The 6,196-nt window shown below is 54.1% G+C and carries 4 protein-coding genes and 1 pseudogene; all 5 read left to right on the forward strand.

The features are described from left to right. Positions 1-214: 214 nt before the first annotated feature. Complete coding sequence (locus A6U95_RS23285) at positions 215-2,359, forward strand: DotA/TraY family protein (protein WP_065686230.1); 2,145 nt, start codon at positions 215-217, stop codon at positions 2,357-2,359. A gap of 63 nt (positions 2,360-2,422) precedes the next feature. Further along, positions 2,423-3,058 (forward strand): plasmid IncI1-type surface exclusion protein ExcA, encoded by a 636-nt coding sequence (gene excA / locus A6U95_RS23290; protein ID WP_065686231.1) that lies wholly within the window; start codon positions 2,423-2,425, stop codon positions 3,056-3,058. A gap of 217 nt (positions 3,059-3,275) precedes the next feature. Next, entirely contained in the window at positions 3,276-4,361 is a 1,086-nt protein-coding gene (locus A6U95_RS23295) for a conjugal transfer protein (RefSeq protein ID WP_198927322.1), read from the forward strand. A gap of 109 nt (positions 4,362-4,470) precedes the next feature. Continuing rightward, the gene (locus tag A6U95_RS23300) at positions 4,471-5,523 is read left to right on the forward strand and encodes a DsbC family protein (RefSeq protein WP_065686233.1); all 1,053 of its coding nucleotides are present in this window, start codon (positions 4,471-4,473) and stop codon (positions 5,521-5,523) included. Then, positions 5,510-6,196: pseudogene (locus tag A6U95_RS23305) on the forward strand (ATP-binding protein); the annotation flags it as partial. The gene A6U95_RS23300 and the pseudogene A6U95_RS23305, both read left to right, overlap by 14 nt.

Here is a 6,196-nt window from a genome sequence, read left to right on the forward strand (position 1 = left end):
GACGTATCGCCTGTGGCAACTCAATACGCAGCGCGTCAGTAAAGAAGAAAAGGGGACGTTCGGTGATTTCCGGTCGGAGAATCGCTGTTGCCGGCAAGTAGTGTCATTAGGTTATTGGCGCTGACAGCCCGACTGCATATCCCCCTTTGACGCCTCATTCACTTCCCTGCCTTCTACCCTGCGATCTGCCGGGGTCTAATATACGGACAACACGATGAAATTTCTCAAAAGGCTGTGGTCAGCAGGCTTGCTGCTGCTCTTTTCCTGGCCGGCGTTTGCCGACGGTGTGAATTATCAGACCATCGCAGACGCTGCACAGAAAACCAATGACTTATCGCGCCAGGCGCTGGTCATGATCTTTGGGGATGTGGTTCTGCATCCGTTTAACCCTGGGCAACAAACGTTGATTGGCTCGCTGTTTGCCATTATTAACGGTGTGCTTTGTGCCATAGCCCTGTTCTGGTTTTTGACCGTGACGATGAAAACCGTCGTGAAGGCTGGACATGAAGGGCGTGTGTTTAATGGTGCACGCTCAATGCTATATCCTGTTATGACCTTTGCGGGCTTTATCACGCTGGTGCCTACCGGCTCGGGGTGGTCAATTTCGCAATTGGTGATGCTGTGGGCGGCATCGGTGATGGGCGTCGGTAGCGCCAATCTGCTAACAGATAAGGCGGCGGATATGATGGCCAGCGGATATTCGATGGTCACGCAGCCGACCGCGCCGGCGACCCGTTCAGCTGCACGGGCCATTTTTGAAATGAACCTGTGTAAATATGCCATCAACCGCGAACTACAGGCACTTTATGCGTCAGGGGAAGCGAATACACCCATGATGAGTACGAAAGGAGGCAACGGTGAGTATGAGACCGGTAATGGCAGCGCCATTTGCGGGTCGGCGAAAACACCGAACTCTGCCCGTAGCGGTGTATGGAACTTGTTGTTTGACAGCAAGGTCGATACCGACAGTGTCGTGGCGTCACAAAAGCAGGCGTTGGACAGGATGCAGACGTCGCTGGATCGGGCGGCAATGGATTTCGTCGATACCTATCTGAGTAAACGTGATCAGGACAGTGGCAGTTTTCAGGATGTGGAAACCGACATCCAGAATGCGGCGGCCGATTATGAAGATACGGTCAACAAAGCGTTGAACCAGATCAACTACAAGGATTCGCTGCAGAGCCAACTGGTTAATCAGATCAAGAGTTATGGCTGGGTTTCTCTGGGAGCCTGGTATCACACCTTCGCGACCGCCAACAGTAAAACCAACGATGTGGCCAACGCGACGCCGATCACCAGTGGCATGAGTGGGGTGGGTGAGCACGGTACGGGAGACTTGTATAACCAGGTGTTTACCGCTTATCGCGCACAGGTGCAGAACAGTACCTATACACCCCCCCTGGGAACACAAACGGAGAGTGAGATTAGTGCAGCCGGTGCAGCTCAAGAGCCCAACTCTGTATTTGTTGGCATATTAAAAAGTCCTATACAAAGGCTAACTAACTTTATAGCAACGAGAAATATAGGAGCAAATTCAGACTACACTGAGCAAGTTAACCCACTGATTAAAATGCAAGAAGTAGGCGATTATACGCTGGGTACCACAGAAACGCTGATGGCAGCCTATGCCGGCACTTGGGCGATTGCATCGGCGGCCAGTAACTCACCGGTGGGGTGGGCAAGTAAGATCTTTGCGGTTGATGCCGGCGCGGTGGTGAAGGATGTGATGGGCGCGATGGCGCCAATGTTCTACTTCTTTATGTTTGCACTTTTGGCTATCGGATTCTCACTGGCGGTATTTTTGCCGGCCGTCCCTTTTATTTTCTGGATGACGGGCTTCTTTAACTGGATTGTCAGCGTGCTGATTGGGTGCGCAGCAGGACCAATGTGGTCAGCGACGCATCTGGGGGCAGAAGAAGACAAGGGGAGCCGCAGCGCATATGGGTATATTTTCCTGATTGACATGATGTTGCGGCCGTCGCTGATGGTGTTGGGGTTCTTCTTCGCCTCTGTGGCGGCGATTGCCGGCGGCACGGTACTCAATTTGTTGTTTGCTTCAGCCCTGGCCAACGCTAATGCTGACTCGATTATGGGGTTGGTCAAAATGGTCGGCTGGCTGATGATATATGCACGTATTGCCACCTTTGGCGTGACGCGCTTATTCAGCTTACAGGCCTCACTGCCAGATTATGTGATCTCATTCCTCGGTGGTCGAGAAGGGAATAATGTTATGGGTGGCTTGGTCGATAATATGAAAAATATGTTCGGTGCTGCAGGTACGGGATCGCAGCGAATTCCCGGTATGCGCAATATGCCGAAGCGGTCTGGAAAGGGTAATGAAACTGATGGAATACAGTAGAAACCCCCTGACAAATACACAGTGGTTGGGTATAATGTATTCAATCATAGAGGAGGAGATTTTATGGCTCAGCGACTAAAAACAGGGAAAGAGTTCACTTTTTTCCTTATCAAACTTGCTTATGGGTTAGTTGCTCTCCCGTGTCTGCTCATATTGGGGCTTTTATCTCTGTTTGCCATTAGTGCCCCTGGTAAGACAGGTAGCGACATATATATTATTGTTGGAACAATCTGGATGGGGGTAATAATCCCAGTAGCTGTATTCTTCTTTCATGTTTTAAAAAAACGCCGTCTTTTGAAAATCATTACCAATGATATAAAAAGTTCCGATTTCTTTATGCCAGAGCAAGGCTATGAGATGTTCCATGAAGGTGATGGTAAATATCTGGGTATCGATATCAAGCGCGGCACCATCCTTTACGTGCACCGTATCCGCAAAGGTGAAGTGGACGTGATTGGACTGGATATGAACGACTGGACCAATCGGGAAGTGGAAGGAAAGATGTTCCGCCTTTACACCAAACTCCCTGAGTTGCCCCGCATTGAAATTGCGACCCCTTGGGCCCAGCGCTGGTTTGATACGTTGGGTTCTATGGAGTTCAAGCAATATCAGCCGGCGATGCCGTTCTCTGAGTATGTTGATATTCACCGTGAGCAGCTGGAGCGTGAAAACCATATCGCGATCCCTCGCCTGGCCTGAGCCGTACCTTATCCCCCTCTAGTCACCTCATCGGGTGGCAAACACCCTCAACACCGGCTTTTAGCCGGTGTTCTTTTTTGCGAGTTCCTCTATGTATAACCGCCCATCGCAGAGCGCGTGGGACGGCGATCAAGGGCAAATGTTCCTGGCCTTCTGCGCTGCCGTTCTATTGTGTTGGCTATTTTTTGATTCGTTTGTATACGGGAGTTGCTGGGTATTGTACTGGCTCTGGACTGCGGTAGATGTTCCCCGCATCCATAACTGGACCGGTGGAAAAATTAACCTGCTGGCCGACACGGCCAATCACGCCGCCAGCGTTACCTTCGATGAGTGGCTTAATGTGATGAACGCCACTTCAGGTATCTTACTGTTGTTCCTGGTGCCGATCGTTGTGGCCAGCTTTATCGCGCTGGCGCAGCACCCCGTTCTGGCTTTTCGCAGCAAACGGTCCATCAATGTCCATACGTTGCCGGGCCTGGTCAGTGGCTTTGCCCCCTCCGTGATGCCTGTTCTGGCCATGGCATCCGGGCCGGATGGCCTGATGAATGATCCCGCACCGGCGAATGTTTGGGCGCTGAAACCCGAAGACTTCACCACGCAACATCAACTCGTTCAACGCAAGACGCTCGATCGGACTGCCGCAGCGGAGGTCTTCACTGCGCAGTTGGGAAAAACAATGTGTAATGTGACAAATTGGCACCCTTATGAACGCGCCCTGCTGGCAGTGTTTGGTCTGCAAGTATTCCTGAACGATCGGGCGGCGGCGTCACGGTTGCTGGATGACCTGAATCGCTCCTGCGTAGTGCGGCGTTTTTTACGGCGCAAGCGGGTTTCACCTGTGCCGTTGTTCCCGTTGGCCAATACAGCGTTTGAACGCGTGGTTCAAGCACCAGGCGTCAACGAGTGGTTGGCGCGACATGGGTATGTGCGCAGTGCGCTGGTTGGGTTGTATGCCCGTGACCTGCGATTGCCCCCGGCGCGTTTTCGTTGGCTCAAGGGTGTTGACCGTACATTGTGGTATGGCCTGCATTCGGCAGATACCGCCAAGGTGTTTGTCGAAGGTGCTGGTATTGCTGCTCAGGCTCGGGCCGAGGTGCGCGCTGGCAAGTTGGGATTGCCTCGTCCGGGCATCATGGTGGAGCAAGCTGTTGAAGGGCTGCAGGCCGATCTGGAAAGTCTGGGTCTGGTCTATCCGTATACACTGGTGGTGATTAGTCGTCGCCAGGCGGCAGAACAGTCGGTGATGTCCGCTGTTTATGCCATTACCGACCCGCCGGACAGCGAGGAGACAACTGCAGCCTAGCGTCACCCCTCTTGATTTATCTGATCACATCCACCGAATTTTACCCCATTTGTACGCCAGGCTAATCAGGCTCTGGTGTCGACCTGTATTTGAATTAAAAGGATATTCCATGCGTGCAAAATCAAGCTATGCGCCTTTCTCCGTATACATTCGCGATAATCTGTTAGTCGTTCAACGTACTGGGGAGAACGGTGGTGTCCGTACTTTGTGTACTGTCGACCTGCGCCGCCAGCCGACTTTTTTCCTGTCTGACGCTGGGGTGATGTGCTGCGACACGTTGGGGAACGTATTCACAGTTGAGTCCAGCGCTAATGGTGGCAACGATCAGTTGCTTGCGGCCTTGTCCGGTGCGCAGCTGCAGCAGGCGGAAAAATGGCGCTCCCGATGGGGTACTCGGTTGACGATGGCTGGTGCGTTGCTGTTTGTCGGGGTCATGCTGGGTGTTTACCTGGCGCAGTCCCGGGAGGTTGCACCCTTGGGGATGGGGCCAGAGGTTAGCCTGACACCACCGCCTTTGGTTTTGCCGCCAGCGCTTCCTCCGCATACCAACGCGAAAGCCATACGTCCTGAAATACCTGTTCCTGTCCAGCAAACGCGAACTGCCGCGCAAGAAGATGGCTGGGCGCTGCCGACGTCAGTCCGGGCAACCCTGCCGCAGAAGCTGAAAAGTGCTGCCGATCGCCAATTGTTCACCGTGAACTATTCCTCTGGCCATGACCGTACCTTATACGTGTTTGCTGATCCCAACTGCCCGAATTGCCGGCATCTGGAGCCGGCATTAGTGGCTGCAGCCCATTTGGCGAACGTGGTCGTCTTCCCGGTGGCCGTGATTGGGCGCGAGAAATCCATTGCTGCCATCACCCCGGTGTTGTGCTTGCCGCCGGAGCAACGGCCAGCTGCCTGGCAGGCATTATTTACTGTTGGTACGGATGGACTGCAGCTGGGTAAACAACCCCCAGTCGACAAGAAAGCCGACAGCACCTGTGATGTGGCTGAAAAGGCACTGGGCGTCAACGAGGTGGCCTATCAGGCCTATCGCATTCCGGGTACGCCCTGGGTGATTGCGGATGATGGTCGCTATGTACCCCAGGCAGTCCTGCGAGACCCAGCCCAACTGAGTCAGTTCCTGAGCGAGAAGGAGACGCCGGATGCAACCCACTGACTATGGCGTTGAACGCAACCGCGTTAACCGCCGTGTTTATCACTCAGCCCTGGGGGACTGGATGTTGTCCCCGGGAGGGCTGGCGCTGGGGATGACCGGGGCTGTCATCGCCGGTGTGGTTTGGCCGGTCACGTTGTGGTTAACGCTGCCCGTGATGGTGTTCTGGGCGCCCGCGATGCTGATGGAACCCTGGCAAATGCCGATGCGTATGCCTACCGATATGGATCGGCTCGACCCTTCTACACAGCGGCAGGTGCCGGGCAAGTTGTTTGGTTTCTTGCCCGTGACGGTCATGCGTATCGCCATGGGCAAGGCAGCCGGCATCCTCTATCTGGGGTATCTGCGTGGGCGTGATGCGGGGCGTGAGTTGTGGCTGTCGATGGATGACATGACGCGGCACATCCTGATGTTTGGCACCACCGGTGCAGGCAAGACGGAAACGCTGCTGGGTTATGTGCTCAACCAACTCGCTCTTGGCAAGGGGCTGATTTATTCCGACGCCAAGGCACAAAACGATGTGGCGCTGGCCATTGCGTCCATGGCGCGGCGCTTTGGTCGTGAAGACGATCTGCGAATGATGAACTTCATCACCGGCGGTCGTTCGCGGGCTCAGGAGCTGCTGGAAGATGTCAAAAACCGACCGCAAACCAATACGGTCAATGCCTTCGGCATC

It is taken from the genome of Serratia sp. 14-2641 (assembly GCF_001692375.1).
In the GTDB taxonomy this organism is placed as follows: domain Bacteria; phylum Pseudomonadota; class Gammaproteobacteria; order Enterobacterales; family Enterobacteriaceae; genus Chania; species Chania fonticola_C.